Origin of the sequence: Arthrobacter sp. Leaf234, assembly GCF_001422665.1 — a bacterium.
GTDB lineage: Bacteria > Actinomycetota > Actinomycetes > Actinomycetales > Micrococcaceae > Arthrobacter_D.
The window spans coordinates 238,942-264,899 of sequence record NZ_LMLU01000001.1 but is presented as its reverse complement, the minus strand read 5'-3'; the positions used below and the strand labels follow the sequence as shown (position 1 = coordinate 264,899).

At 69.9% G+C, this 25,958-nt stretch carries 25 protein-coding genes; 15 read left to right on the top strand and 10 right to left on the bottom strand.

Going from position 1 to position 25,958, the window contains the following annotated elements; genetic code table 11:
- Window positions 1-4: 4 nt before the first annotated feature.
- The 6 genes from ASF21_RS01195 to ASF21_RS01170 form a co-directional block, all read right to left on the bottom strand.
- Window positions 5-1,162 (bottom strand): ABC transporter ATP-binding protein, encoded by a 1,158-nt coding sequence (locus ASF21_RS01195; RefSeq protein ID WP_055765674.1) that lies wholly within the window; start codon window positions 1,160-1,162, stop codon window positions 5-7.
- Between the two features lie 35 nt (window positions 1,163-1,197).
- Window positions 1,198-2,937, bottom strand: coding sequence for an ABC transporter permease (locus tag ASF21_RS01190; protein ID WP_235498616.1), 1,740 nt, complete (start codon window positions 2,935-2,937; stop codon window positions 1,198-1,200).
- Window positions 2,938-2,987: 50 nt separating this feature from the next.
- Window positions 2,988-4,046, bottom strand: a complete 1,059-nt coding sequence (locus tag ASF21_RS01185; RefSeq protein WP_055765671.1) for an ABC transporter substrate-binding protein — start codon at window positions 4,044-4,046, stop codon at window positions 2,988-2,990.
- 159 nt (window positions 4,047-4,205) lie between these two features.
- On the bottom strand, window positions 4,206-4,895 hold the full coding sequence (locus tag ASF21_RS01180; protein ID WP_055765668.1) for a response regulator transcription factor: 690 nt from the start codon (window positions 4,893-4,895) through the stop codon (window positions 4,206-4,208).
- A complete protein-coding gene (locus tag ASF21_RS01175) occupies window positions 4,895-5,875 on the bottom strand; it encodes a sensor histidine kinase (RefSeq protein WP_055765665.1) in 981 nt (326 codons plus the stop codon). Before ASF21_RS01175 ends, ASF21_RS01180 begins: the two co-directional genes overlap by 1 nt.
- A 42-nt stretch (window positions 5,876-5,917) precedes the next feature.
- Window positions 5,918-7,381: a protein adenylyltransferase SelO gene (locus ASF21_RS01170; RefSeq protein WP_055765662.1), complete on the bottom strand. Its 1,464-nt coding sequence runs from the start codon at window positions 7,379-7,381 to the stop codon at window positions 5,918-5,920.
- Between the two features lie 160 nt (window positions 7,382-7,541).
- On the opposite strand from ASF21_RS01170, the gene ASF21_RS01165 reads away from it, so the two are divergent.
- Window positions 7,542-8,183, top strand: coding sequence for an HAD family hydrolase (locus tag ASF21_RS01165; protein ID WP_055765659.1), 642 nt, complete (start codon window positions 7,542-7,544; stop codon window positions 8,181-8,183).
- Window positions 8,184-8,222: 39 nt separating this feature from the next.
- Window positions 8,223-9,245, top strand: a complete 1,023-nt coding sequence (locus ASF21_RS01160) for an NAD(P)-dependent oxidoreductase (protein WP_055765656.1) — start codon at window positions 8,223-8,225, stop codon at window positions 9,243-9,245.
- Here the strand turns inward: ASF21_RS01160 and ASF21_RS01155 are convergent.
- Window positions 9,238-10,251 (bottom strand): sugar-binding transcriptional regulator, encoded by a 1,014-nt coding sequence (locus tag ASF21_RS01155; RefSeq protein ID WP_055765653.1) that lies wholly within the window; start codon window positions 10,249-10,251, stop codon window positions 9,238-9,240. The two genes, ASF21_RS01160 and ASF21_RS01155, sit on opposite strands and share 8 nt — an antisense overlap.
- Window positions 10,252-10,489: 238 nt before the next feature.
- On the opposite strand from ASF21_RS01155, the gene ASF21_RS01150 reads away from it, so the two are divergent.
- The 11 genes from ASF21_RS01150 (at window position 10,490) to ASF21_RS01105 (ending at window position 21,741) form a co-directional block, all read left to right on the top strand.
- A complete protein-coding gene (locus ASF21_RS01150; protein ID WP_055765650.1) occupies window positions 10,490-11,578 on the top strand; it encodes a substrate-binding domain-containing protein in 1,089 nt (362 codons plus the stop codon).
- 45 nt (window positions 11,579-11,623) lie between these two features.
- Window positions 11,624-12,646 carry an ABC transporter permease gene (locus tag ASF21_RS01145; protein WP_157365694.1) on the top strand — a complete coding sequence of 341 codons (1,023 nt, stop codon included), beginning with the start codon at window positions 11,624-11,626 and terminating at the stop codon, window positions 12,644-12,646.
- A gap of 8 nt (window positions 12,647-12,654) precedes the next feature.
- Window positions 12,655-13,632, top strand: coding sequence for a sugar phosphate isomerase/epimerase family protein (locus ASF21_RS01140; RefSeq protein ID WP_162237500.1), 978 nt, complete (start codon window positions 12,655-12,657; stop codon window positions 13,630-13,632).
- Window positions 13,608-14,564 carry a PfkB family carbohydrate kinase gene (locus ASF21_RS01135; protein ID WP_082471148.1) on the top strand — a complete coding sequence of 319 codons (957 nt, stop codon included), beginning with the start codon at window positions 13,608-13,610 and terminating at the stop codon, window positions 14,562-14,564. The genes ASF21_RS01140 and ASF21_RS01135 overlap by 25 nt, the downstream gene beginning before the upstream one ends.
- 4 nt (window positions 14,565-14,568) lie before the next feature.
- On the top strand, window positions 14,569-15,309 hold the full coding sequence (locus tag ASF21_RS01130; RefSeq protein ID WP_235498615.1) for an ATP-binding cassette domain-containing protein: 741 nt from the start codon (window positions 14,569-14,571) through the stop codon (window positions 15,307-15,309).
- Between the two features lie 172 nt (window positions 15,310-15,481).
- Window positions 15,482-17,125: an alpha-amylase family glycosyl hydrolase gene (locus ASF21_RS01125; protein ID WP_235498614.1), complete on the top strand. Its 1,644-nt coding sequence runs from the start codon at window positions 15,482-15,484 to the stop codon at window positions 17,123-17,125.
- A gap of 374 nt (window positions 17,126-17,499) precedes the next feature.
- Complete coding sequence (locus ASF21_RS01120; RefSeq protein ID WP_055765632.1) at window positions 17,500-18,816, top strand: ABC transporter substrate-binding protein; 1,317 nt, start codon at window positions 17,500-17,502, stop codon at window positions 18,814-18,816.
- 73 nt (window positions 18,817-18,889) lie between these two features.
- Window positions 18,890-19,762, top strand: a complete 873-nt coding sequence (locus tag ASF21_RS01115; RefSeq protein WP_055765629.1) for a carbohydrate ABC transporter permease — start codon at window positions 18,890-18,892, stop codon at window positions 19,760-19,762.
- Complete coding sequence (locus tag ASF21_RS01110; RefSeq protein WP_055765627.1) at window positions 19,759-20,640, top strand: carbohydrate ABC transporter permease; 882 nt, start codon at window positions 19,759-19,761, stop codon at window positions 20,638-20,640. Before ASF21_RS01115 ends, ASF21_RS01110 begins: the two co-directional genes overlap by 4 nt.
- A gap of 171 nt (window positions 20,641-20,811) precedes the next feature.
- A complete protein-coding gene (locus tag ASF21_RS16655; RefSeq protein ID WP_157365693.1) occupies window positions 20,812-20,982 on the top strand; it encodes a hypothetical protein in 171 nt (56 codons plus the stop codon).
- Window positions 20,983-21,045: 63 nt separating this feature from the next.
- Complete coding sequence (locus ASF21_RS01105; RefSeq protein ID WP_055765624.1) at window positions 21,046-21,741, top strand: DsbA family protein; 696 nt, start codon at window positions 21,046-21,048, stop codon at window positions 21,739-21,741.
- A 22-nt stretch (window positions 21,742-21,763) separates the two neighbouring features.
- Here ASF21_RS01105 and ASF21_RS01100 read toward each other — a convergent pair whose 3' ends face one another.
- Both ASF21_RS01100 and ASF21_RS01095 read right to left on the bottom strand, forming a co-directional pair.
- Window positions 21,764-22,048, bottom strand: coding sequence for a hypothetical protein (locus tag ASF21_RS01100; protein ID WP_055765622.1), 285 nt, complete (start codon window positions 22,046-22,048; stop codon window positions 21,764-21,766).
- Between the two features lie 78 nt (window positions 22,049-22,126).
- The gene (locus tag ASF21_RS01095) at window positions 22,127-22,969 is read right to left on the bottom strand and encodes a metal-dependent hydrolase (RefSeq protein ID WP_055765619.1); all 843 of its coding nucleotides are present in this window, start codon (window positions 22,967-22,969) and stop codon (window positions 22,127-22,129) included.
- A gap of 146 nt (window positions 22,970-23,115) precedes the next feature.
- On the opposite strand from ASF21_RS01095, the gene ASF21_RS01090 reads away from it, so the two are divergent.
- Complete coding sequence (locus ASF21_RS01090) at window positions 23,116-24,141, top strand: MsnO8 family LLM class oxidoreductase (protein WP_235498612.1); 1,026 nt, start codon at window positions 23,116-23,118, stop codon at window positions 24,139-24,141.
- A 14-nt stretch (window positions 24,142-24,155) separates the two neighbouring features.
- Here ASF21_RS01090 and ASF21_RS01085 read toward each other — a convergent pair whose 3' ends face one another.
- A complete protein-coding gene (locus ASF21_RS01085) occupies window positions 24,156-24,407 on the bottom strand; it encodes a hypothetical protein (RefSeq protein WP_055765613.1) in 252 nt (83 codons plus the stop codon).
- A 325-nt stretch (window positions 24,408-24,732) separates the two neighbouring features.
- Here ASF21_RS01085 and ASF21_RS01080 point away from each other — a divergent pair, with 325 nt between their 5' ends.
- Window positions 24,733-25,956 carry a PRC and DUF2382 domain-containing protein gene (locus ASF21_RS01080; protein ID WP_055765610.1) on the top strand — a complete coding sequence of 408 codons (1,224 nt, stop codon included), beginning with the start codon at window positions 24,733-24,735 and terminating at the stop codon, window positions 25,954-25,956.
- Window positions 25,957-25,958: the final 2 nt, after the last annotated feature.

The following is a 25,958-nucleotide window of genomic DNA, read 5'->3' as shown; positions in this document are numbered from 1 at the left end:
GTGGTCAGTCCTCGGCCGGAAGCAGCCAGGCCCTGTCCTGTTCGAAGGACACGCGGACGAAGGTGCCGGGGTCCAGGATGTCTCCCGGTGCGGGGTCGTAGATCACGGCCGTGACATTGCCGCCGACGGTCTCGATCTCGTACTCGACCCAGGCCCCGTAGAAGACGGACTTGAGGACGCGTCCCTCTGTGCCGGACACCTCGCGGGCGTCCGGTGCCGGGGCCAGGACGACGGACTCGGGCCGGACCATCAGGCAGACGGGGCTGCCGGGCCCGATCCCGTCATGGGCGGGGACCGTGTAGGTGGCACCGAGGGCCCGGACCGTGGCGCGGGCGCCGTCGGCCTCCCTGGCCAGCTGCTCGATCGACGTGTCGAGGAAGTTCGCGCGGCCGATGAAGTCGGCGACGAACACCGACGCCGGCTTCCGGTACACGGTCTCCGGCGTGGCCACCTGCTCGATCCGGCCCTGGCGCATCACGACGATCCGGTCGGAGAGGCTCATCGCCTCGTCCTGGTCGTGCGTGACGTAGACGCTGGTGATCCCGAGCTTGTGCTGGAGCGCCCGGATCTCGGTGCGCATCTGGACGCGGAGCTTGGCGTCGAGGTTGGACAGCGGTTCGTCGAACAGCAGGACCTTGGGCTTCATCACCATGGCGCGGGCGAGGGCCACCCGCTGCTGCTGGCCGCCGGAGAGCTGGTTGGGAGCCCGGTCCGCGAGTTTGGTCAGGCTCATGGAAGCCAGTGCGAACTCCACCTCCTCCTGGACCCGCTTCCTGGGCAGCTTCTGCAGGCGCAGGCCGTAGGCCACGTTGTCGAAGACGCTCATGTGCGGGAACAGGGCGTAGGACTGGAACACCATCGCCATGGGCCGCTTGTCCGGGGTGAGTGACACCATGTCCTCGCCGTCGAGGGTCAGCGATCCGTGGGAGGGCGTCTCGAAGCCCGCGATCATGCGCAGGGTGGTGGTCTTACCGCACCCGGACGGACCGAGCAGGGTGAGGAACTCGCCCGGCCGGATGTCGAGGTCGATACCGGCGACCGCCGGCTCGGCGCTGACGCCGCCGGGGTACTGCTTCACGAGGTTGTCGAGGTGCAGGCTGCCCGAGGGACGCGCCTGCACGGGGGTGCCGCTGCTGGTACTGGTGCTGGTGGTGGTTGCCATGGGGGTTCTCCGTGTTCTGCGGCAGGTGGGAGGAGTCAGTTGACGCGCGCGGGAGCGCGGCGGTCCCGGATCAGGAGGTTCATCAGCCCGATCACCCCGAGCACGATCGCGATGAGGATGGTGCAGTAGGCGAAGGCGTTGCCGAACCGGCCGGAATCGACCTCGGACAGGATCTGCGAGGTCATGATCTTCGTCTGCGGCGTGGTGATGAAGATGATCGGGGAGAGGGTGGTCATGGCCCGGGCGAAGGCGTAGGTCAGCCCGGAGAGCAGCGCGGGGCGGATCAGCGGCAGGGTGATGCTGCGGAAGGTCCGCAGGCCGGATGCCCCCAGGGAGGTGGACGCCTCGTCGATCGCCGGATCGATCTGCTGCAGCGCGGCGATCCCCGAGCGCTGCCCGGACGGCATGGAGCGGATGACGTAGACCATCACGATGGCCAGGGCGCCGCCGAAGATGGCGCCGCCCCCGGCCAGTGCCGGCAGCAGCTGGATGTTGCCGATGATGAAGGGCTTGTTGAAGGCCAGGGCGTACCCGATGCCGAGCACGGTGCCCGGCACGGCCAGGCCCAGCATGCCCAGGAAGTCCAGGGCGCCGCGGCCCCGCCGGACCTTCCGGACTACGAGCCAGGCCAGGACCATCCCGAGGACACCGGCCACCGGGGTGGCGATCAGCGCGAGGATGGTGGTGGTGAACATGGCGTCCGACCCGATGCCCGAGAGCACGTACCGGTAGTTCGCGAGCGTGAACGTGTTGTTGACCCCGAGGATCGCGGTGAAGGCACCCACGAAGACGGTGACGTAGATGGCCACGATCAGGGCCGCGATCGCGAGGACCACCGTGAGCAGTGGGATCCGGGCCAGGGGCGAGCGCAGCAGGGTGATGTTGCCGGACGGTTTGCCGGTCACCGACACCACGCTGCGCCGCTCGGCCCAGTAGCGCTGCACGAGGAAGACGAGGAGCCCCGGCAGCAGGAGGACCAGGGAGTACGCCGCGCCGCTCGCGACGTCGTACTCGCCCGTGATGGCGATGTAGGCGCGGGATGACAGGACCGTGAAGTCGCCGCCGATCACGAGGGGGTTCGCCAGGTCGGCGATCGCCTCGACGAAGAGCAGCAGGAAGCAGCTCGCGAATCCCGGGATCAGCATGGGGATGGTGACGCTGCGGAAGATCTTCCAGCGGTTGGCGCCGAGGCTGGACGCGGCCTCGTCCGTGGCGGGGTCCAGGCTGCGCAGCATGCCGAGGAGGTTCATGTACGCCACCGGGAAGAAGGACAGGGACAGCACCAGGGTCAGGCCGGTGAGCCCGTAGATGTTGTAGTCCAGGCCCAGCATCTTGTTGGTGACGAGCCCGCTCCGCCCGAAGAGGGTGATGACGGCGGTGGCGACCGCGAAGGGCGGCGAGACGATGGGCAGGAGCGCGATCAGGTGGAGCAGCTTCCTGCCCCGGAAGTCGAGCCTGGCCTGCGCGTAGGCGAAGGCGAAGCCGATCGCCGTGCCGACCGCGCCCACGAGCACGCCCAGCACCACGGTGTTCAGCAGCACCGCCCGGTTGGCCGATGAGGTGGCGATGTTCCGCAGCGTCTCGAGGCCCTCCGCGCCGAACGCCTGGGTGAGGATCCGCACCAGCGGATAGCCGATGAGGATCGCGAGGATGAGGACGACGGCGGTGATCACCAGCTTGGTGACGGTGTCCATCCTCGCCCCGCCCTGGCGGGACCCTCTGCGGGGTGGCGGGGCGGCCGGCAGGGCGGCGGCGGGGAGCGTGTCGAGGCTCACGGGGAACTCCTTCGGGCGGGGGAGGGTTGCGGTCGGCGGGAGGGTGCCGGCTACTCGCGGGGCTGGGCCGCAATCTCCTCGTCGAAGCGCGTGGTGAGTTCCTTCTTGGCGGCGGCAGCGGCCTCGAAGTCGTAGTCCACGAGGTTGGTGGTCTCGAGATCGATCATGCGGTCGTCCTGCACCGACTCGGGATTGGTGAGCACCTGGTAGGAGCCCACCGTGGGGCCGATGTCCTGGGCCTCGGGGGTGAGCGACCAGTCGATGTAGGCCTTCGCCGCCGCGAGGTTGTCCGTGCCCTTCACGATCCCCACGCCGCCCACCTCGTAGCCGGTGCCCTCCTCGGGCAGGGAGACCTCGAGGTCGTTCATGCCCGCTTCCTTGTACTTGACGCAGTCGTGGGTGAACACCAGGCCCACCGCCACCTCACCGCGTCCGGCCGCCTGGCCGGGTGCAGTGCCGCTCTTGGAGTACTGCAGGACGTTGTTGTGGAGTCCGCGCATGTAGTCGAACGCGGCGTCCTCGTCGCCCCCGGCCAGGGTGACCTGTGTCCACAGGGTGGTGAACGCGGTGCCCGAGGTCGAGGGGTGGGCCGTCGACACCTGGCCCTTGAGCTCGGGGACCAGCAGGTCCGACCACGCCGTCGGCACGTCGACGCCGAGGGCGTCGAGCTTCGCCTGGTTGGAGCAGAAGCCGAGGGCTCCGACATAGACGCCTGTCCAGTAGTCGTCCTCGTCCCGGTACTTCTCGGGGATCTGGGCCGCGTTCGGGGACTCGTACTGCTCCAGTAGCCCGGCGGCGGCAGCCGTGCCGTAGCCGTCGGCGGGACCGCCGTGCCACACGTCGAACTCGGGTGAGTCCTTGGCCGCCTCGAGGCGGGCCACCGTCTCGCCGGAGGAGAGCCGGACGAAGTCCGTCTGGACACCCGTCTTCTTGGTGAAGGCGGTGGTCATGGCCTGGCACCAGTCCTCCATGGCCCCACAGGCCACGGTGAGCGTGCCGCCGAGTTCGCCGTCCGCCGATGCCTGCTGGGTGTCGTCGACCACGCAGCCGGAGAGTCCGAGGGTGGCGGAACCGAGGAGGGCCGCGGTGAGCGCTGCGGTGCGCTTCATGGGCTTGCCTTTCGTGGGGGGAAGCGTCGTCGCTGCCCGTCGGCCACCCGGATGCCGGGTGGAGGATGCACGTTCACCGTATCGACCGGCCAGGGGCCGCAACGGTGACGACGGTCACGCTCGGTCACAGCCCTGTGACCTTCACTGCCCGGCTACGCCTCAGTCGCGGCCAGGGTGGGGAAGCTCGTAGCCGACACCCCGGACGGCCCGGATGGCCCGCGGCATCCCCTCGCCGTGCAGCGCCTTGCGCACGCGGTACAGCGCCGTCTTCAGCATCTCGCGGCCTCCCGGGCCCTCGTCGATCTGCCACCCGGACAGGAGGAGGTCGCGGAAGGAGACGGGTTGGCCCTGGGCGCTCGCGAGCCGCCGCAGGAGCCTGAGCTCCAGGGCGGAGAGGTGCAGGTAGCGTCCGTGGACGGTCGCGGCGTCCTGCCCCACGCGCAGCGGCCCGTGCACCAGTTCCACCGGCGCGGGCGCGACGGCGGTGCGGCGGACGATCGCCTCGGCGCGCAGGGCGAGCTCGCGCGGGTGGAAGGGCTTGGTCACGTAGTCGTCCGCCCCGGCCTCGAGTCCGGCGATCCGGTCCTGCACACCGCTCTTCGCCGTGAGCAGGAGGACGGGCACCGCGCTCACCTCCCGGATGCGGCGGCACAGCGAGAGGCCGGAGGACTGCGGGAGCATGACGTCCAGCACCACGAGATCGAACCGGCGGTTCCGGAAGAGGCTCCACGCGGACTCGGCGTCCTTCGCGGAGACGCTCGCGAAGCCCTGGGTCTCGAGGGCGAACGTGACGATGTCCAGCATCTGCGGTTCGTCGTCGACCACCAGGGCGAGGTGTGGGTGCTCCATCACCGGGCGGCCGCCACCGGCCGGGGGAGGGCCGTGCCCGGCGTCCGCTCCGGCAGGCTGAACAGCATGGTGGTCCCGCGCCCCGGCGTGCTGTCGACGAAGACGTCGCCCCCGTGCATCTGGACGATCTGCCGCGTGATCACCAGCCCGAGTCCCGTGCCGTCCTGGAGGGGGCGGCCGCTGGCGAAGCGGGTGAACAGCTCCCGTCGCTGGGCCTCCGCCATGCCCTCGCCGTCGTCACTGACGGAAATGAGCACCTGGTCGTCGGCCCGGACGATCCGCACGGTGATGAGGCTGGCGTTGGCGGCGTGGGCCACCGCGTTGTTGATCAGGTTGGTCATGGCCTGCCGGATCAGGGCGTCGTCGGCCCATGCCCTCGGTGGGGCGCCCGGGCAGTCCAGTGCGAACTGGATCGGATGGAGCTGGCGCAGCTCGGCGATCACGGTGGAGGCCAGCGTGCGCAGGTTGACCCGGTGGAGGTGGAGTTCGAACATCCCGGCGTCGATGCGCGCCTGGGTCAGCAGGTCCTCGGCGAGGGCGATCACCGCGTGGCAGTTGCCGCTGATGGTCGTGACGAACCGGGCCTGGCTGTCGGTCAGCGGACCCGGCGAGCGCTCGCCGAGGAGGTCCGCCGCGCCGCGGATCAGCGCGAGGGGGGTACGGATCTCATGGCTCACCACGGAGATCTGGTCCGCGTTGCGCTGCGCGATGCTGCGCAGGCGGCTGATCTCGGCGCGGTCCGAGAGCCAGGAGCGCACGATCAGGAACAGCGCGATCATGGACCCGATGGCCAGGGTGTCGAAGGTGAGGGCGGCGAGGGTGTCACCGGACGGCAGGACGGCGCTCGCGAGGAAGAGGCCTGCGAGGAGGACGAAGAACGCCGCGGCCGCACTCCGGACCACCACGGGCAGCGGCATCCGCCACACCAGGAAGAGGCCGAGTGCGGCCCCTGCGGCGGAGCAGTAGAAGAGCCAGGTCACGTTAGCAGTGTAGGGGGACGTGCGTCGGGCCGGTCCGCTCCCTCAGGTCCCGCAGTAGGTGGTGTACCTCCCGAAGTCCTCCGGCGGTCCGGCCGCGTAGCGCTCCAGCCCGGGGCGCTCCTCGAACGGACGGCGGACGACGTCGACGAGCCGGTCCAGCGGGCCGAGGTCGCCGGCGGTCGCGGCCTCCAGCGCCTCCTCGACGAGGTGGTTCCGCGGGATGTACACGGGATTCACGGCATCCATGGCGTCGGCGTCGGGCCCGAGCGCCAGCCACCGCTCCGCCCAGGCGTCGAAGGCGGCGACGTCGAGCACCCTGTCCCGGGCGGGCCGCGGGTCCCCGCGCACCACCGACGAGAGCCCGCGGAAGAACGACGTGTAGTCCACGTGGTTCTCCTGCAGGAGGCTGAGGGCATCGTTGACGAGCGGTGAGGCGACGTCGTCGGGGACGCCGTCGGGCAGTCCGAGCTTCGCACGCATCCCGGCGAGCCACGCCGCGCCGTACTGGGGGCGGAACACCTCGAGCGCTGCCACGGCCGTCGTGACGGCCTCCTCCTGGTCCTCCCCGATGAGCGGCAGCAGGGCCTCGGCGAGCCGGGCGAGGTTCCACTCGGCGATCAGCGGCTGGTTGGCGTAGGCGTACCGGCCCGCGTGGTCGATGGAGCTGTAGACCGTGGCGTAGTCGAAGACGTCCATGAAGGCGCAGGGCCCGTAGTCGATGGTCTCCCCGGAGATGGTCATGTTGTCGGTGTTCATGACCCCGTGGATGAACCCCGCGAGCATCCACTGGGCCACGAGCCGTGCCTGCGCGCTGACCACGTGCTCGAACAGGGCGAGGGGAGGATTCACGGCATCCGCCGCCGACGGGTGGTGCCGCCCGATCGCGTGGTCGGCGAGGCGACGCAGCAGGTCCTGGTTCCCACTGGCTGCGGCGTACTGGAAGCTGCCGACGCGCAGGTGGCTGCTCGCCACGCGGGTGAGCAGGGCCCCCGGCAGCATCGTCTCGCGCCGGACGTCACGGCCCGTCGCGACGACGGCGAGGGACCGGGTGGTCGGCACCCCGAGGGCGTGCATGGCCTCGCTGACGACGTACTCGCGCAGCATGGGCCCGACGACGGCGAGCCCGTCGCCGCCGCGGGCGAAGGGCGTGCGGCCGGAGCCCTTGAGGTGGATGTCCCGCAGGGCGCCGGTGTGGTCGGTGAGCTCGCCGAGGAGCAGTGCGCGGCCGTCACCGAGGCGGGGGTTGAAGCTCCCGAACTGGTGGCCGGAGTAGGCCTGCGCCACGGGTGTCGCACCCTCGGGGACGGCGGTCCCCGTCAGGAGGGCCAGCCCGTCGGGCGAGCGGAGGAAAGCGGCGTCGAGGCCCAGTTCCGCGGCGAGTCCCTCGTTCAGGGCGAGGAGCCGGGGCCCGGGCGTGGGATCCGCCTGCCAGGCGGCCGCCATCTCGGGGAGCTCCTGCGCGAAGCGACCGTCGAGGGTGACTCTGGACCGGAGGGGTACGCTCATCCGTCCACGGTACGCCGCGTGCCGCCGGGCGCGTCCCGGGTCCGCCCCGTGGATGACGCGCTTGCGCCTCGGAGGATTGGCCCACCCGCGCCTGCGACCCTACGATGGCCGACATCGGGACCGGCACCTCCGCCCCGTCCGATCCACCGAAGGGTCCCGCATGCCGATCGGCGACGCCGCACACCCGGACCTCGTCCGCGAGGTCCTCGACCGGGCCCGGGACGGCCGGGTGATCTGGGACTTCGACGGTGTGGTGGCTCATACCGAGCCGCTCCACGAGGCCAGCTACCGGGTCCTCGCCGAGCGGCGCGGCCATGTCTTCGCGGAGGACTTCTTCGACGACCTCGTGGGCCACACCGAGCAATGGATCTGGGAGCGCGTCATCCGCGAAGGGTTCCCTGCCGGCCCGGACGAGATCGCGGCGCTCCACCGGGAGCGTGGTTCGGTGGTGGCGGAAGCCGCACTCGCAGACCTCCGGCCCTCCTGGCTCGCGGCCGCCCTGATGCCCGCGCTCGACGGGACGGCGGCCGAGCAGGTGGTCGTCTCGAACGGCGACCCGGACCTGATCGAAGCGCTGCTGGAGCGCTGGGGCCTGGCCGGTCATGTCCGTGTGGCCCGGCGGGAGCCGGGGCGGGACAAGGAGACACTCTTCCGGGAGGTGTGCCTCCCGCCGTGCGTGGTCCTCGAGGACAGCGACACCTATCTCGGACTCGGTCGGTCCGCAGGGGCGTTCACCGTGGGCGTCCGCCACTCCCACAATCCACGCGCTGCCCTCGCCGCCGACCTCCGCACCCACCTGTGAGCCGGATCCGCCTCACCCCTCCGAATCGAAGGACCCGCCATGACCGACGCGAAGCCCGTCGTCCTGCTCGCCCCCGCACCCCAGAAGAGGGACAGGATCTTCACGCCGGAGGCCCTGGCGCGGCTCCGGGCCGCCTTCACCGTCGTCGACCTCGAGGACACTCCCGGTGAGGCCGTGCTGGAGCAGTATCTTCCGGACGCCTTCGCCGTCGTGGGGCAACCCGACCTCGACGCCGGACGCCTGGAACGGGCCCGGAGCCTCCGGGCCGTCGTGAACGTCGAGGGGAACTTCTTCCCCAATGTGGACTACCGGGCCGCCTTCGCGCAGGGCGTGCGGGTGCTCGGCTGCGGATCCGCGTACTCGCAGGCCGTCGCGGAGTTCTCGCTGGGACTGGCCCTCGACCTCGCGCGGGGGATCAGCGGCCAGGACGGTGCGATGCGCGCCGGTACCGAGCAGTACGTGGGGGGCTCCTCGTCCGACGCCGTGCTGCTGCACCGCTCCAGTGTCGGGATCCTGGGGTACGGGAACCTCGGCCGAAGCTTCCACCGCCTGCTGCAGCCCTTCCACGCGACGGTCCGCATCCACGATCCGTGGCTTCCGGACGCCGTCATCGAGGACACCGGCGCGCAGGCGGCCGGCCTCGAGGAGACCCTGCGGACCAGCCGTTTCCTGTTCGTCTTCGCGACGGCGACCGCGGACAACGCGCACCTGCTCGACGGCGACGCGCTGGACCTGCTGCCCGACGGCGCGCGGGTCGTCCTCGTCAGCCGCGCCGCGGTCGTCGACTACGACGCACTCCTCGACCGGCTGCGCGCCGGCCGGTTCCTCGCGGCGATCGACGTGTGGCCCGAGGAGCCGCTCCCTGCCACCAGCCCGTTCCGGGACCTGCCCAACGTGGTGCTCTCACCCCACCGCGCGGGCGGCATCCCCCAGGCCTTCCACAGCATCGGGGACATGGTGGTGGATGACCTCGTCCTGATGTCGCGCGGCCTTCCACCCGTCCGGCTGCAGGCGGCGGCACCGGAACTCGTGGAGCGCTACCGCAACAAGCCGGTCACCTGACGCGGGGCGGTCCGGCGTCGAGCCTCGGTGGTTCGAGCAGCTGGCGGGCCACGTCGGAGTCCGTGATGAGCACGTTGATCCACCCGCCGTTGATCGCGCCGCGGATGGCGGCGAGCTTCCGCATGCCCCCGGCCACGCCGATCCGCCGGGGGATCCGCAGCATCGCCTCCGAGGTCATCGAGATCATGCGCTCTTCGACGGCCGGGTTCATCGGGACGCCGTCGATGTCGAAGTAGCGCAGGCAGATCTCCCCGACGGCGCCGGAATCGAGCAGTTCCTTCTCCTCGGCGGGGGTCAGCGCGTTGCCGCTGGCCCGCCACAGCGGCGACGCCGGGAAGGTGCCGATCCCGACGAGGGAGGTGGTGACGCGGTCCCACGCACCGGCGGTGCTGGCCACCGCGGGATCGTCGAGGAACGCCTGCCGAATCCCGTGGTTGGCGACCAGCCCCGGGGCCGCCATGTAGGCCGGGCGCGCGGACGTCAGCTCGGCGAGGTGCGAGACCAGACGGGTGGCCTGCACCTGCGCCTGCGGGCTGCCGACCCCTCCGATCATCTGAATGACCTCGCTGAGGATCTTCCGGGGCCTGGACCGCATGGCCTCCACGGTCTGGAGCAGCGTGGTGCTCCACGACGAGATGCCGACGACGTCGTTCACCTCGATGGTCGTCTCGAGGTACGTGGCAGCGCAGGAGCCCAGGCGCATGCCGAGCGAGGCGTCGTCCACCATGTCGGCGACCACCACCTCCCGCAGCCCGTACTTCTCCTCGAGCGCCTTCTCCAGGCCCACGTAGATGCCGGCGGGCTGCACCACCGAGGTCCGTACGATCCCGAGTTCGGCGGCCAGCTTCAGGCATCTCGACACCCTCGCCTGCGAGAGGTTGAGCCTGGTGGAGATCTCCCCCTGGGCCAGTCCCTCCTCGTGGTAGAGCACGGCGATCTTGGTCAGGAGCCGGAGCTGGTCGGGAGTCGCCGTGGAGAGGGATGTCGGCTCGTTCGGCGGTGTCATGAACCGGGACCTTTCGACGGCGGAGGGCGGGCTCTGAATATATATGCAGACGTGATTCGCGGTACTACCCGGGGCGCACCTGAATGCCTATTCATCGGTCACGAATCGTTACAACCGATTGCGCCGAGGGCCTGTCGCCGTGTGATTCCGCTCATAGACTCCGAGCACCCATCCAGCTTCAGAGCCGAAGTTCCGTGAGGAAATTTCTCCACTGATCCACCCGTCCCGGGAGAGAACCATGAAGTCATCGACGACTGCACCATCCGCCCTCAAGACCGCAGGACTGCTGTCCGTCCTCGCCCTGGCGCTCGCCGGCTGCGGTCCCGCCGAGTCGGCCCCCGGCGATGCCGCCGCCGATCCCGCTGCGACGACGTCGTGCTCGGTGGACGGCGAGCCGTTCAGCACCGACGACGCCGAGGACAGCGTCGAGTACGACGCCCTCGAAAGCACCCTCGGAGCCGTCCCCGACGCTCCCGAGGGGACCGAGATCGGCTCCATCATGAAGTTCCTCGGGAACCAGTACTGGGTGGCGCTCTCCGAGGGCCAGACCGCTGCAGCCGAGGAGTACGGCGTGGGCGTGGACGTCCAGGCGGCGGCCACCGAGTCCGACCAGGTCGGCCAGCTGAACGCCGCGGAGACGATGCTGCAGAAGAAGTACACGATGCTCGTCTCCCCCCAGACCGACACCAATCTCTGCCCCGCCGTGGAGAAGGCCGAGCAGCAGGACCTGCTCGTGATCAACGTCAACGACGCAGTCCTCCCCGGCGCGAAGCAGTGGGTCGGACCCAACCAGATCCAGAACGGGATCACCGCCGCCGAGTTCGTCCTCGAATCGGCGCAGGAGGGCGACCAGGTCGCGGTGATCGAGGGCCAGGCCGGCGTGTACGCCGCGAAGCAGCGCACCGCCGGCTTCACCACCACGGCCGAGGAGGGTGGACTGGAGGTCGTCGCGAGCGTCCCCGGCGACTGGGACATCGCGAAGGCGCGCGACGCCGCCACCACGATCATCGGCCAGTACCCCGACCTCAAGGCCATCTACGCGAACAATGACGGCATGGCCCTCGGTGTGGCCGAGGCCGTGAACGCGGCAGGGAAGAAGGGCCAGATCATGGTGATCGGCACCGACGGCGTGGAAGCCGCCTACGACGCCATCCGCGCCGGCGACCTCACCGCCACCGTGGACTCCTACCCGTACCTCACCGGCCAGGTGTCCGTGAACGTCGCGCTGCGCATCCTCGGCGGCCAGGACGTACCGCGTGCGGTCTACACGCCCCAGGCCCTGATCACCACCGAGAACGTCGACGACGCTCCCCCCACGCTCGACTGACGCACTGCGTCGACCCCACCCGTCCCCCACGAGAAAGTCCCCGCAGTGACACTTCCCATCAAGCAACCCGCACCCGCAGCGCAGGCGGCCCGGCCGGCGTCGCCCCCGCCCGCCGGGAGCCCCCGGCGCATGCCGGACTTCGCCAACAACCGCGTCCTCGGCGTCATCATCGCCCTGGTCATCACGTTCGCCATCTTCACCGCCCTCGTGCCGTCCTTCCTCAGCATCGCCAACCTCCTCGAGATGGGCGTGCAGTCGGCGATCATCGCCATCATCGCGCTCGGCATGACGCTGGTGATCGTCACGGGCGGGATCGACCTGTCGGTCGGTTCGATCGTCGGCCTCGTCAGCGTGATCTGCGCCGCGAACCTCGAGACCTGGGGCGCGGTACCGACGATCATCGCGGGGATCCTGCTCGGCGCGGTCCTCGGATTCGTCAACGGCAGCCTCTCCGCCGTGTTCTCGCTCGAATCCTTCGTGGTCACCCTCGCCACGCTCAACGTGTACCGCGGGCTGGCCTTCCTCTACACCGACGGGTTGCCCATCTTCGGACTGGACCAGGGCTTCAGGAACATCCTCAGCGGGACCGTCGGCACCATCCCCAACCCGATCGTCCTGCTGGTGGCCGTCACCGTCATCTGCTACCTGATCCTCAACCGCTCCAAGCTGGGCGTCCACCTCAAGGCCGTCGGCACCAACGCCGACGCCTCCCTGAAGAGCGGCATCGCCGTCAAGCGCGTCAAGGTCTCGGCCTTCGTGATCGCCGGCGGCCTGGCCGGGCTCGCCTCCGTCCTCCTGATCAGCCGGATCGGTGCCGCGGAACCGATCTCGGGCACCGGCTACGAGCTCACGGTGATCGCCGCCGTCGTCGTGGGCGGCACGAGCCTCATGGGCGGGCGCGCCTCGATCGTCGGCACCGTGCTCGGGGCGCTGCTCCTCGGCTCGATCAGGACCGGGCTGACCCTGCTCAACGTCAATCCCTTCTTCCAGCTCGTCATCACGGGCCTCATCATCCTCCTCGCGGTCCTCGTGGACCGGGCGGCCTCCCGAACGAAAGCGAAGCGCTAATGCACCCCGTGAAGTACTCCACCCGCCTGAACTCCTTCGCGCTCGGCAAGGGCAAGAAGCTGCCCACCGGCGACGAACCGGTCCTTGACCTCATCGCGACGGCCGGCACCGTTCCCGGCCTGACCTCACTCGAACTGAACTACCCCGAACACTTCAGGCGGGACTCGGTCGAGGAAATCAAGGCCGCCGTCGCCCGGGCCGGCCTCGACGTCCCGGCGATCCAGCTCCGCTGGCCCTCGCCGCGCTTCGCCGACGGTGCGTTCACCAACGCGGATCCGGAGATCCGCGCCGAGGCCGTCCGGATGGTCACGGAGGCCATGGACCTGTGCGCCGATTTCGGGGCCGACCACGTCCTCCTCTGGCCCGCCCACGACGGCTACGAGTACCCGCTGCAGATGGACTACACGAAGTCCTGGGCCTGGATGGTCGAGAGCCTCCGGGCCGTGGCCGATCACGATCCGGCCATCCGCGTCTCCATCGAGTACAAGCCGGCCGACCCGCGGGGCCGGACCATCCTCAACACCACGGGCGCCGTCATGAACCTGGTGAACGACTGCGGCCGGGACAACGTCGGCGTGACGCTCGACTTCGGCCACCTGCTCATGGCCCGCGAGAACCCGGCGCAGTCCGCGGCGATGTGCCTGCAGTCCGGCAAGCTGTTCGGGCTGCAGCTCAACGACTCCCACGGTGTCGCGGACGACGGCCTCATGGTCGGGAGCATCCACCTCTCGGAGACCATCGAACTGGCCTACTACCTCGTGCGCGAGGGCTATGCCGGCACCTACTACTTCGACACGGACCCGGTCCGGGAGAACCCCGTCGAGGAGTGCGGGATGAACATCTCGCGCATGGGTGCCATCATCGACATGGCCCGCAGCCTCGTCAGGGACCACCCCGACCTGCCGACGGGCCATGCCCTGGAATCGACGCCGATCCTGTGGGGGACAGTCATGGGGGAGAAATGGAACACCGCCGTATCTGCGTAGCGGGGTCCATCAACGTGGACCTGATCGCCTATGTCGACGACGCCCCGGAGGCCGCCCGGTACTCCGGGGGGCGTGGTTTCCAGATGTCCGCGGGTGGGAAGAGCCTCAACACGGCCATGACCATCGCCGCGCTCCTGCCCGTGGACCTGATCGGCAGGATCGGTGACGACGACTTCGGCGTCTTCGTCGGGCGGACACTCGGGGCGGCCCGGGTGGGGACCGAGGGCATCGTGGTCGACGACGCCCGAGGCACCGGAGTGGGCCACGTCCGGGTGAGCGCGGCGGGCGAGTACGACACCGTGGTGGTACCCGGCGCGAACGACGGATTCTCACGCGAGGACATCGACGCCTACCTGGACGGCAACGCAGCGCCGCACCTCGCGGTGCTGAACCTCGAGGTGCCGCTGCCGACGGTCCTGCACGCCGCACGGTCCTTCCGTGCAGCCGGCGCCTCGGTGATCCTCAACGCCTCACCGGTCCAGGAGGGCGCCCGTACGCTCCTCGCCCTCGCGGACGTCGTCGTGCTGAACGCCGACGAGGCACGGCTGGTCCTCGATCTCCCGGAGGAGCAGGATCCGCCCGCACTCCTTGCAGCGCTGCGCGCGGCCGGGGCACGGGCTGCCGTCATCACGCTCGGCGCACACGGTGCGGCCTACGTCGACGACGCCGGCACCCGGGGCCGCATCCGCGGCGTCTCGGCACGGGTGGTCAACACCATCGGTGCCGGTGACTCCTTCCTCGGGGGCTTCGTCGCGGCGCTCGCTGCCGGACACTCCTTCCACGACGCTCTGGTCTTCGCCGACCGGGCCGGGCGGATCGTCTGCGGCAAGCAGACCTCCTACCTCGCGTCCACGGACCGGCTGGCCCTGGACGACACCCAGGAAGCCCCCTTCATCCCTTCCCTGAAAGAGCCGGAACCCTCCCATGGCTGAAAACATGATTGAACTGATCGACGTCGAGAAGTACTTCGGCGGTGTGCACGCCCTCCGCGGGGTCTCCATGCAGGTGCCGGCAGGCCAGGTCACCGCCATCATCGGTGACAACGGCGCCGGGAAGAGCACGCTCATCAAGTGCCTCTCCGGTATCCACGAGCCCACCACGGGACAGATCCTGGTCAACGGCGAACCAGCCTCGATCTCCTCACCGCAGGCGTCCCGGGACCTCGGCATCGAGACGGTCTACCAGGACCTCGCGGTGATCGACACGCTCAACGTGATGCAGAACCTCTACCTGTCGCGCGAGATCCGGACCGGGGTGTGGCCCTTCCGGCTCCTCAACCAGCGGAAGATGAAGGCCGGTGCCAAGGAGATGCTCGCGCGCATCGGCAACACCACCCTCTCGCTCACGCAGGAGGTGGGCGGCATGTCCGGCGGCCAGCGCCAGGCCGTCGCAATCTGCCGGGCGGTCGCCTGGGGCGCCAGGACGGTCATCTTCGACGAGCCCACCGCGGCCCTCGGACCGAACGAGAGTGCCGAGGTGCACCGCCTCATCGCCTCACTGCGCGAGCAGGGCATCACGGTGATCCTCATCAGCCACAACTTCGAGGAGGTCATGGGACTCGCCGATGTCATCTGGGTCATGCGGCAGGGGCGGGCCATCGCCAAGCGGAGGGCCTCGGAGACCACGGGCCGTGAGCTCGTCACGCTGCTGACCGGTGCGGACATCGCCGCGTCCTGACACCGGGTGGGAAGGGCGCGGCCCTCCCCCGGACGGGGCGGGCCGGCCCCTCCCGCCGTGGCGGGACGGGTGGCACCGGCGAGGCGGTGCCGTCCGGGGGAGGTGCTGCCGTGGCACTGCCAGGCGATGGCCGCGGTGCGCCGGGGCCGAGGGCATCGTAGGCTCGCATCATGTGCCGAAATTCGTGTCGTCCCGTGCCCGCATCCTCGGACGGCGCCCCATGACGGGGACCGACCCGCAGGCGGAGTGGTGGCGGGACGCCGTCGTCTACCAGGTCTATCCGCGCTCCTTCGCCGACCACGACGGCGACGGGGTCGGCGATCTCCCCGGCCTCACCGCCCGCCTGCCGTACATCGCGGACCTCGGCGTCGACGGCCTCTGGATCACCCCCTTCCAGCCGTCGCCGCACGTCGACCAGGGGTACGACGTGAGCGACTACTGCGGCGTGGACCCCCTGTTCGGGACCCTGGCGGACTTCGACGACGTGCTCGACGCCGCCCACGGACTGGGCCTGCGCGTCCTCATGGACATCGCCCCGAACCACTGCTCGTCCGAGCACCCGCTGTTCCAGGCCGCCCTCGCCGCCGGACCCGGCTCACCCGAACGGGACCTCTTCCACTTCGCGGACGGGCCCGACGGGGACACGCCGCCGAACAACTGGGTCTCCTCCTTCGGCGACCGGTCCTGGACGCGTGCGCACCCCGGCTCGGACACCGACCAGCAGTGGTACCTGCACATCTTCTCCTCCGCCCAGCCGGACTGGAACTGGCGGAATCCGGCCGTCGGCGACTTCTTCGAGGACGTCATCCGCTTCTGGTTCGACCGCGGGGTGGACGGCTTGCGGGTGGATGTCGCGCACGGGCTCTTCAAGAGCGAGGGCCTGCCGCACGCCGAGGACCCGGCCGCCGTCGCGCGGGGCCTGCGCTTCAATCCGCACCTCACGGACCAGGAGGAGCTGCACGGGGTCTACCGGCGGTGGCGCCTGATCGCGGACGGATACTCGCCCGCGCGGGTCCTGGTGGGCGAGGTGAATCTCGACGCCGACCGCGCGGCCCGGCTCGTCCGGCCGGACGAGATGCACCAGGCGTTCGCCTACCCCTTCGTCAAGGTGCCCTGGGATGCCGCTACCTGGGCCTCGACCGCCGGCGCGCTCACCGCGGCACACGCCGCCCACGGAGCGGCTCCGGCGTGGTCCGTGGAGAACCACGACGTGGTCCGGGCCGTGACCCGCTACGGCGGCGGGGCGAGGGGGCAGGCCCGGGCACGGGCGGCCCTGCTCACCGTGCTCGCCCTGCCCGGCGGAGCGTACCTGTACCAGGGACAGGAACTGGGCCTGCCGGAGGTCGACGTGCCCGTCGGGGACCGCGTCGACCCGATGTGGCTGCGCGGCGGCATCTCCCGCGACGGCGCCCGCATCCCGCTGCCCTGGACGACGGCGGAGGAGGGGTCCTTCGGCTTCTCGCCGGCGGGGACGGACGCACCCTGGCTGCCCACGCCGTCGTTCTGGGGGAGGTACTCGATCGAGGACCAATGGAAGGACCGGGACTCGATGCTGACCTTCGTGACGACGGCGCTCGCACTGCGGACCTCCCTGGTCGCCGACGGGACGCTGGTCCCCGCGCGGGAGGCCGGCTTCCGGGTGGAGGACGGCGGCCTGCTGGTGTGCGCGCGAGGGGGCCGGTTCCTCGCAGTCATGGCGATGGGGGACCAGCCCGCCCGGCTGCCCGCCGGTGACCTCCTCCTCGCCACGGCGCCCCTGACCGGCGATGGGCTGCTCCCTCCTGACGCCGGCGCCTGGCTGGTGCGCGCGCCCTGACACGCCGGCGTCATCCACCGACGTGTCCGGGACCGGAGTCCTCGGGTCCCCCCTACAGCAGGAGTGAGGGTGGGGCAAACGCTGTTCGGGCGTCGGTGCTGCCGCCTACACTCTGAATCAGGTGGAGATCCGTTCGGAACCGCAGGTGTCGCAACCGTTGGGGAGCGACTGATGTTGGGGACGGGACCGGGGATCCACCGCGCCAGGCCATGGCTCCATGGCCACTTCGGGTTCACCTGGTGACCCGCCCACGGCGAGTGTACGCAGCGCGGACAGATCACGTCCTGGCACAACGGCCTGCCGTTGCCCGGGCCACTTCCGCGACCCCACGGGATGCACGATGCGCTTCCCCTCCCGACACCAGAAGAGGACCCATGATGCGAAACCGCACACAGATCCGTACCGGCATCACCGCGATGGTCATCGCCGCCAGCCTCACGTCCCTCACCGCCTGTGGTGCCGGTTCGCGGACCGGGGCCGAGGACGCGACCGCCGTCGAGTGCGACTACACGATGCCCGAGGGCGAGACCACCGTGAACGTGCTCGCCTACAACTCGTCGGCGATCGATCCGTTCACGAACACCATGGTCAAGAGCTGCACACGCGAGAACGTGACGCTCAAGCACGACCCGATCGACTTCAGCGGACAGGTCACCAAGACCACGGCGACGCTCTCCGGCGATACCGGCAGCTACGACATCCTCGAGACCTACGGCTTCGCCGTCCCCGAGATCGCCTCCGCCGGCAGCATCGTCCCGCTGGACGACTTCGTGGCCGAGTACGGGGAGAAGTACGAACTGGACGCCCTGAACGAGGGCATGCGCTCCGCGCTGTCCTACGACGGCAAGCTGTACGCACTGCCGATGCAGGCGCAGATGTACGTCATGGCCTACCGCCAGGACATCTTCGACGAGCTGGACCTCACCGCCCCCGAGAGCTTCGAGGACATGATCGCGGCGGCCGAGGCCATCCGCGAGCAGGGCGACATCGAGTACCCGATCGCCCTCCCCATGAGCGCCACCGCGGACATCTCCACGATCTACCAGGCCGCCATGAACTCGACGGGCACGGACTTCCTCGACGCGGGGGAGCCGCAGTTCACCTCGGACGGCTCGCGCGAGGCGCTCGAAGGCCTTAAGTCGCTCCTGCCGTACATGGACCCGGAGGTCACAACCTTCGACCAGCCGTCGGTCCAGCAGCAGATGTTCAACGGGAATGCGGCCATGGCCATCATGTTCTCGGGGCGCATGAACGACCTCACGCTGGAATCGAACTCGCCCAACTTCGACAAGTTCGGATTCGCCGCTCCGCCGTCGCTCGCCGCCGATGCCCCGTACCTGTTCAGCCGCCTGTCGGTGGACGGGTGGGCGATCCCCGAGAACACGCAGCTCGACAAGGACATGCTCTTCCAGATGATCGCCTCCTCCGTGGGGGAGGACGCCTCGAACGCGTCCGTGCCCGCCGCCTACCCGGCGCGTGAGGGGATCGTCACCGACGAGAGCTCCGCGTACGCGGTCGCCGCTAACGAGACGATCGCGGCCACGATGCCCGCCCCGAACGACCCGTTCAGCGCGCCCGTGACCAACGCGATCCGCCCGGTCCTCGTCGAGGTGCTCCTCGGCCAGACCGAGGTCGAGGACGGCATGCAGGAGATGCAGCGCCTCGCCGAGGAGACCGTCTCGGGAAGCTGACGCCTCCGGGAGTGAGCGCCCCACCGGCGCTCACTCCCTCGTTCCTTGTCTCTTCCGAAGCCAGGAGTACCTTGTGCGTCGTCGTGAATTCGCCAGCTTCATCGGCCCCAGCCTGCTCGTCATGGTGGGCCTGCTCGTCCTCCCCCTGATCCGCACCGTCCAGTGGAGCTTCCAGGAGGTCAACTACGGACAGGCGGGCACCTTCATCGGCCTGTCCAACTACACGCAGGCCCTCGGCGACCCCCGGTTCGGCCGCGCCGTCTTCTTCACCCTCCTGCTCACCGCCATCGTCACGGCGCTCATCCTGGTCGTCGGCTACCTCGTGGCCATCGGCGTCAACGGTCTGGGGAAGCTCCGCCCCTACATCCTCGGTTCCATGCTCGTGGCCTATGTGCTTCCCGGCGTCGTCGGGGCGGTGAGCTTCTCGTGGCTCTTCAACTCGAACTTCGGCGGGGTGCTGAACCTCGTGATCGAGCGGCTGACCGGGCAGGAACTCCTGTGGTTCACCGACACCTGGCCCAACCGCGTCATGATCATCGCGCACACCGTCTGGCACCTGCTGCCGTTCTCGGTGCTCATGATCCTCGCCGGCCTCCAGGGCGTGCCGAAGGAACTGCGGGAGGCCGCCAGGATCGACGGCGCCAATGCGCTGAAGATGCACCTCTGGGTGATCATCCCGACCATGCGCGGCATCATCGGCTTCGTCTGCCTGATCACCATCATGGACGTGCTCCGCACCTTCGACAGCCTGATCCCGCTCTCGCCCCAGGCGGATGCGATCGGCAACGAATCCATCATGTTCTATGTCTTCGACAATGCGTTCCGGGACGGCTCGCAGCAGCTGGGACTCGGCAGTGCGGTCAACGTGCTCTCGATCCTCCTCATCCTGATCTGCCTCTTCCCCTTCATCCGGGACCTCCTCAAGGAAGCGAAGGCCAAAGCATGATCCCCAGTACCGCCACCGCACCGGCCACGAAGGTCGTGGGGCCGGCCCCGAAGCGCCGCCGCCGACGGACGAACCCGACCGCCGCCATCCTGCTGATCCTGCTGGCCGTCGTCATGCTGGCGCCCTTCATCTGGACGGCGCTGTCGGTCACCAAGCCCACCGACGTCGCCTTCGCGAACCCGCCGGTACTCAGCGGCTACACGCCCACCCTCGAGGCGTTCAAGAACCTGTGGGAGACCACGTACTTCGCGGAGTACCTGGTCAACACCGCCGTGGTGGCGGTCATCTCCACGGTCGTCGCCCTGGTGCTGGGTATCCCCGCCGCCTACGCGCTCTCCCGCTTCCCCGGGTACGTCTCGGCGATCCTGCTGCTCCTCGCCCTGGTCTTCAGGTCCCTGCCGCGCTTCGCCGTGGTGCTGCCCATGTACGACATCAGCCGGGCGCTCGGGATCTACGACACCAATTTCGCGCTGGCCGCAGCGCTCGTGGCCATCAACCAGCCCTTCAGCATCTGGCTGCTGCGCAATTTCTTCGCCGAGATCCCCAAGGAACTGGACGAGGCAGCGATGATCGACGGCTGCACCCGGTGGGGCACGCTGCGCCGCATCATGATCCCGCTGATGCGACCGGGCATCCTCACCGCCGGTGTCTTCGTCTTCCTCTTCGCCTTCCAGGAGTACCTCACGGCGCTGGTGCTCACCGACACTGCCTCCAAGACGGTGCCGGTCTTCATCACCACCCAGCTGGGCCAGACCCTCCCCATGCTCCAGCAGGCAGGCGCGGCAGCCATGCTCCTGACCCTTCCGGTGATCGCCATCTCCTTCATCGCCCAGAAGTACCTCGTCGCCGGGCTGAGTGACGGCTCCGTGAAGGGCTAGGAGGACCGCTTCGGCACGTGCTGGCGGCGGCGGCCGGTTCTGCCCCCGTCATTCGGGGGATCCACGTCGGCGATCCACGCCGGCGGTTGCTGGCTCCTTCGGTGCGGGACGGGTAAACTGCTAAGCCACCTGATGATTTCGGGTGTGAGGCGCACGACCGAAGGAGATCCGATGGGTATCAGCACTATGGTCAAGAATGCAGCGAGCCGCTACCTCGGCCGGTCCGGCACCGGCACGACGTCGGGCCGACCCGCCGGAGGCGTGTCGGGCGGACGGCGCGGAACACCGGTGCCGTCCGGCAAGGCCGGCGGAATCCTCCGCAACCTCCTCAACCGGCGGTAGCACCGGTGCTCGGGCCCCGACCCCCGGGGAATAGGGCCCGAGCCCGTCGCGGTTGTCCCCGGTATGAAGATCGAGATCTGGTCCGACGTCAAGTGTCCGTGGTGCTTCGTGGGCAAGCGCCGTTTCGAGAAGGCCCTCGCCGACTTCCCGCACAGGGACGGCGTGGAGGTGACCTGGAAGAGCTACCAGCTCGATCCGGACCTCCCCGACCACTACGACGGCACGGAGCAGCAGTACCTCGCGGAGCGCAAGGGGATCGATCCGGACCAGGTCCGGAAGATGTGGCAGCACCTCGCCCAGCAGGCGGAGGGCGAAGGCCTCGCTTTCGACTTCGACCGGATCGTGGTGGGGAACAGCTTCACCGCCCACCGATTCCTGCATCTCGCCAAAGCCCACGGCCTGGGCGATGCCGCCAAGGAGGCCGTCATGTCCGCGCACTTCGAACAGGGCCTCGACACGTCCGACGTCGATGTCCTGGTCCCGCTCGGCGCGGGGATCGGGCTGGCGGAGGACGAGATCCGGTCCACTGTCGGCGGGGACCGATTCGCCGAGGACGTCCGCCGCGACATCGAGGAAGCGCGCACCATCGGCGTCCAGGGCGTCCCGTTCTTCGTCATCGACCGGAAGTACGGTATTTCCGGAGCCCAGCCCACCGAGCTGTTCCGGCAGGCCCTGGATCAGGCCTGGCAGGAGGCGCATCCGCTGGTGTCGCTGACGCCGTCGGCCGACGGACCGGCCTGCGGCCCCGACGGGTGCTGAACAGCCGGCGCCGCCCGCCACATCACGTCGATCTGCCCTCGTCGGACGCCTGACCGGATCGGGCCCCGGCGCGATCACGGCGGGACGGCGAGATGACGACGGGTATCCCACTCGCCATCTTCCTCAGTTCCTCCTGCACGCGGTCCATCTCGCGCCGCCGCTGGACCTGCACCTCGTCCGGGTCCAACGGGCGGCGTCGCGGTGCGGCGGGTGGCTCCCGTCCGTCGTCGTCCTGCTCCGGCAGGTTCTCCTCCGGCCGTCGGCCCTCGCCCTGCAGGGGGTCGAAGAACAATCCGTTGCGCTCCATGGTCCTCCTTGCGCTCTCTGCTCGGACCCGACGGTATCCCGGTCGTGTTTCCAGCTGTTTTCGAACGCCCGGCAGCGGTCAGCCGAGGCCCGACGCGCGGGTGATCACGCCGCCGTCGCCGATCCGCGTCACGGCCCACCCGATGCCGCCGACGGCGTAGAGCGAGACCGGAACCAGCAGGCACCACTCGCGGATCGAACCCGCGTTGCCGAGCAGGGGCACGGCGATGTTGCCGTTCGGCCGCCACACCTGCGCGATCACCGGAACGCCGGTGAGGCGTCGTGGTCTCCGCAGCCGCAGGGGGTAGACCGGGTTGCAGCCGCCGGTCGTCAGCATGTCGCCGAGGATGTGCACCACGACCCCGATGCCCACGGACAGCGGGAACCAGAACTGCTCCTCCGGGGCGAACGCCGTGACGAAGGCCCCGGCCGTCAGCCCGACGGCCCAGGGTGATCTCCGCATGCCGTCCGGGATGATCTTCAGTGCCTTCGCCGCGAAGGAGACGAGCAGGACAGTGAGCAGCCCGGCGCCCGGGTAGACGGTACCGAACCGGGCGGTCTCCACCGTCCAGAGGCCGGCGAGGAAGGCGACGGCGACGAAGGCTGCCACACCGAGCAGCGAATGGGTGCCGCGGCGGTGGCCGCCCGAGATCATGCCGACGCCGGCGCAGAAGAGGTTGGACAGCGGCGGGAGTGAGTGGGCGATCGTGGCGCTGTGGTGGTCGGCGTCCGGCAGGAGGGCCGCGCCCGCCGTGACGAGCGCTCCGGTGACCACGCCGACCGGGCTGACATCCAGCAGCCCGAGGCCGAGGGTCACCGAGTCGGGGAGGGCCGGGACGAGCAGGGCCGGGTGGACCTCGATCCGGGTGGTGGCAGCGACCCAGGCGGCAGCGCCGCAGGCAGCATGGTGGGCGCCCATCATGGCGGGAGTCCTTTCGGCAGAGACCACGCCGGCGCGGGATGGCGGCCGGCGGCGATCTCCCATCCTGCCCGGTGGCACGGTCATTATCCGCAGCGGTCTCCCGGGGTGCACCTCCCGGACGCACCGGCCCGCTGCCGACGGACGGCGTGACGCGCCTCGCACGGAATGGGGCCGGGACGCCCGTGGTTCCCACCGGTATGCCCCTCCCCTTCGCTGCCGTGTCCATCCTGGACCGAGCGCAGTCACGCCAAGGCTCGCCCGAGGCGGAGAGCCTGCACCACGTGATCGCGCGTGCGCAACGCGCCGAGGAGCTGGGCTACCGGCGGTTCTGGGTGGCGGAGCACCACGGCGTACCGGGGATCGCCGGATCGGCGCCCGCCGTTCTCGCCGCAGCAGTGGCATCGAGGACATCGACGATCCGTGTGGGGAGCGGCGGCATCATGCTGCCCAATCACCAACCGCTGGTCGTCGCCGAGCAGGCTGCCACGCTGGGTGCGCTGTTCGGGGGCCGCTTCGACCTGGGGATCGGGCGATCGCTCGGGTTCACGCAGGCCGTGCGGTCGGCGCTTCGGACGGGCAAGGACGAGTCCGCCCGGTTCGGCGAGGACGTCGACGATCTGCTCGCCTTCCTCGACGGTTCGGCACCGGTCACCGCCAGGCCCGCGGACGCGGGGCGGACACCGGTGTTCGTGCTCGCGACCGGGCACGGCGTGGAGGTCGCCGCGCGGGCCGGTCTGGCCGTCGTCGTGGGTGGTCCCGCGCTCGCCGAGGAGGCCGGTGGCGCCTTGGAGCTGTACCGCGAGTCCTTCCGGCCTTCCCGCTGGTGGGGCCGGCCGTACGTCCTCGCGTCCCTGAACGTCGCCGTCGCGGAGACGACGGCGGCGGCACGGCGGCTCCTGCTGCCGGAGGCGCGGGCCCTGGCCTCCTCGCGGACGAGGGGCTCGTTCCCGCCGCTTCGGGCCGAGACGGGGGAGGGCCTGACGGATCGTGAATCCGGGTACGTCGAGGAGTCGCTCCGCTCGGCCGTCCACGGCACGCCATCCGAGGTGGAGCGTGCCCTCGCCGATCTGCAGGCGCGTACCGGGGCGGACGAACTGCTGGTCAGTGGCGGCGCCTACGACCTCGAGGGCCGGGCGCGCTCGGACGAACTCCTGGCGGACCTGTTCCGCTGAAGTGCCGGGCCGGTTCAGCCCGCGTAGGTGTAGGTGCCCCCGCGCTGTACCGACGGGAGGGCGGAGGACACGTAGGTACCCCGCTGCAGGGGACGGGCCTGGCTGCTGGCTCCGGCTGCGGTCGAGACGTAAGTGCCCTCCGTGCCGGGCCGCGGCATCGAGCCGGTGACGTAGGAACCACCCGGCAGGTCCGAGGCACCTGCTGCCGGCTGGTGGATGGTTGCGGCGGAGTGGCGGGCGTAGCGGGGGCGGTCGATGATCGTCATGGGTGCATCCTCACGTCGGTGGGGGCCGCCCGGGGGTGTCGGGCAGGCTGATTCAGGGCACGGCACAGCACGGGGAGTGCATCGGGGAGGACCCGCGGCGTCCTGGCTGCGGCCGTTCTCTCAGGCTAGTTCTTATTATGAGTTACTCAAAATAAACCGGGCGTACGATGCATCACACGTGGCGGGCAGTGCCGCCCGGCAGTGCCGCTCAGGGTGCGCTGACTGCCCGGGTAATTAGTAAGCATGCTTGCTATATCCTGCCGGACGGCCCTACCCTGAGGTTCAGCCGCCCCTTCGGTGGCCGCTCCCGACGACAGGACTCCGCATGCTCTCGATGACCGACCTCGATCCGTTGATCCGACGCCGCAGCGCAGTGCTGTCGGGTGACGGCGACAGGGTGGGCTCGATCGGTGTCGTCTACCTCGACGACGCCGACGAACGGCCCAGCTGGGTGACCGTGCACACGGGACTCTTCGGCACGCGGGAGTCCTTCGTGCCGCTGGAGGGGGCGTCGGTGCAGGGCCAGAAGCTCGTGGTCGCCTACCCGCGCGATCTCATCAGGCATGCTCCGTCGATCGATCGGGACGGCCATCTCGGTCCCGAGGACGAGGCCGAGCTGTACCGGCACTACGGTCTGGATCGGGTCGCGCCGCCCGCGACGTCGTCGGCCCCGACCACTCCGGCGGTGACGCTGCAGCCGGAGGGCCCGGCTGTTCCCGGCGACGGCGGAATGCGCATGCCCGACGACGGCGGTACGCGCGCGCTCGGCGCCGCAGGAACAGGCCCGCAGGACGCTGTCGGCACACGCGTCTCCGACGACGGCGGTACGCGACCGCTCGACGACGGCCGCACGCGCGCGCTCGGCGCTGCAGGAGCAGGCTCAGAGGACGCGGTCGGCACCCGCATACTCGACGGGGGCGCACCGCAGACCCACGACGAGGGCGGCACCCCGTGGGTCGTCCGGTCCGAGGAGCGGCTCCGTGTGGGCATTGAGCGGGTCGACGCTGCCCGCGTGCGCCTGCGGAAGTACGTCGTCACCGAAGAGGCCATGGTGAGCGTTCCCCTGAAGCGCGAGGAGTTGCGGATCGAGGTGGAACCCGTCACGTCGGCCTCGAACCTCGACGGTGACGACGCACCGTTCCAGGAGCAGTCCGTGGAACTCGTGGCGCGGGAGGAAGTCGCCGTCGTGGGCACGGAGACGGTGGCCCTCGAACGTGTGCGGATGAGAACGGTCGAGGTGGACGGCAGGGCGACGGTGCGTGAGGAGGTCCGCAAGGAGCGGATCGCCAGCACTGTCTCTGGCACTGTCTCTGGCACTGTCTCTGGCACTGTCTCTGGCGCTGTCTCAGGCAGCGTCGAGGGCGGCGCCGGTGGCGTCGGTGGCGTCGATGCCGCCGACGTCGACGACGCGTCGACCACTCGAGGGCGCACCTCCTCGACCCACGGCCGCACGTCCTCCGCCCGCGACCGCACCCGGACGGGTTCAGGGAGCCCGTCGACCACCGGATCGAGGGCGAACCCGCTCATGAAGGGCGGGAAGAGGCGCTGACA

Coding starts and splice junctions, on each gene's coding strand:
- ASF21_RS01195 (WP_055765674.1), bottom strand. CDS start 1,162: ATGGCAACCACCACCAGCACCAGTACCAGCAGCGGCACCCCCGTGCAG.
- ASF21_RS01185 (WP_055765671.1), bottom strand. CDS start 4,046: ATGAAGCGCACCGCAGCGCTCACCGCGGCCCTCCTCGGTTCCGCCACC.
- ASF21_RS01180 (WP_055765668.1), bottom strand. CDS start 4,895: ATGGAGCACCCACACCTCGCCCTGGTGGTCGACGACGAACCGCAGATG.
- ASF21_RS01170 (WP_055765662.1), bottom strand. CDS start 7,381: ATGAGCGTACCCCTCCGGTCCAGAGTCACCCTCGACGGTCGCTTCGCG.
- ASF21_RS01165 (WP_055765659.1), top strand. CDS start 7,542: ATGCCGATCGGCGACGCCGCACACCCGGACCTCGTCCGCGAGGTCCTC.
- ASF21_RS01160 (WP_055765656.1), top strand. CDS start 8,223: ATGACCGACGCGAAGCCCGTCGTCCTGCTCGCCCCCGCACCCCAGAAG.
- ASF21_RS01155 (WP_055765653.1), bottom strand. CDS start 10,251: ATGACACCGCCGAACGAGCCGACATCCCTCTCCACGGCGACTCCCGAC.
- ASF21_RS01150 (WP_055765650.1), top strand. CDS start 10,490: ATGAAGTCATCGACGACTGCACCATCCGCCCTCAAGACCGCAGGACTG.
- ASF21_RS01135 (WP_082471148.1), top strand. CDS start 13,608: ATGGAACACCGCCGTATCTGCGTAGCGGGGTCCATCAACGTGGACCTG.
- ASF21_RS01130 (WP_235498615.1), top strand. CDS start 14,569: ATGATTGAACTGATCGACGTCGAGAAGTACTTCGGCGGTGTGCACGCC.
- ASF21_RS01120 (WP_055765632.1), top strand. CDS start 17,500: ATGATGCGAAACCGCACACAGATCCGTACCGGCATCACCGCGATGGTC.
- ASF21_RS01110 (WP_055765627.1), top strand. CDS start 19,759: ATGATCCCCAGTACCGCCACCGCACCGGCCACGAAGGTCGTGGGGCCG.
- ASF21_RS16655 (WP_157365693.1), top strand. CDS start 20,812: ATGGGTATCAGCACTATGGTCAAGAATGCAGCGAGCCGCTACCTCGGC.
- ASF21_RS01105 (WP_055765624.1), top strand. CDS start 21,046: ATGAAGATCGAGATCTGGTCCGACGTCAAGTGTCCGTGGTGCTTCGTG.
- ASF21_RS01100 (WP_055765622.1), bottom strand. CDS start 22,048: ATGGAGCGCAACGGATTGTTCTTCGACCCCCTGCAGGGCGAGGGCCGA.
- ASF21_RS01095 (WP_055765619.1), bottom strand. CDS start 22,969: ATGATGGGCGCCCACCATGCTGCCTGCGGCGCTGCCGCCTGGGTCGCT.
- ASF21_RS01085 (WP_055765613.1), bottom strand. CDS start 24,407: ATGACGATCATCGACCGCCCCCGCTACGCCCGCCACTCCGCCGCAACC.
- ASF21_RS01080 (WP_055765610.1), top strand. CDS start 24,733: ATGCTCTCGATGACCGACCTCGATCCGTTGATCCGACGCCGCAGCGCA.